We start from the raw sequence: 607 nt of genomic DNA, 5'->3' as shown, positions 1-607 counted from the left end.
GGCCTTTGCAGAGAAGGCGCATAGATATGCGATTTGAGGCATATATGCTTTTTTGAGCGTCGGAGAGCGCTGCTTGGCCGTTCAGCGCGGCATTTTTCAGGATAATCGGCTCATCCGGCCGATTACGGACGGACTCCTGCTTATGCCGGCTTCTCGCCAGGCGGATGGAGGGTGCTGACCATGCGGCGCAGGTTGTAGGCGCAGGCCGCCAGCATGCACTGCGTTCGGTTGGCGGCGAGGTTGAAGAAGCGCAGGCGCCGCATGGCATAGCTCTCCTTGAACACGGCGAAGGGTCGCTCGACCGCCGCCCGCACCTTGGCGATCAGCTGGTTGCGCCGCTTCTGGCGCGGCGGCAACTCGGGATGATGTTTGTTGGGCCGCCGCATCAGGCGGTCCTTGATGCCTGCCTCGACCAGCCGGGCATGTCTGGCGTGGGTATAATAAGCCTGATCGCCATAGACCGCCCTTTCATCGCCGCTGATCAGTGCGTCGGCCGGCTCGGTGTCGGTGACCGAAGCGTCGCTCACCTCGACGCGCCGGATCAGCGTATGATCCTGGTCGACGCCGATGTGCATCTTGTAGCCGAAGGTGCTCTTCTTGCCCTTCT

Annotated in this window: 1 protein-coding gene; it reads right to left on the bottom strand. The window is 62.1% G+C overall.

Translation table 11 applies throughout. The features are described from left to right. Positions 1–140 precede the first annotated feature (140 nt). On the bottom strand, positions 141–607 hold a 467-nt coding region (locus tag NKH91_RS32285; protein WP_352849747.1), incomplete at its 5' end, for a transposase.

Source organism: Mesorhizobium sp. M0894, from assembly GCF_040319725.1.
Classification (GTDB): domain Bacteria; phylum Pseudomonadota; class Alphaproteobacteria; order Rhizobiales; family Rhizobiaceae; genus Mesorhizobium.
Note: the sequence above shows the minus strand (reverse complement) of the source record. Positions and strands in the feature narration are given on the sequence as shown.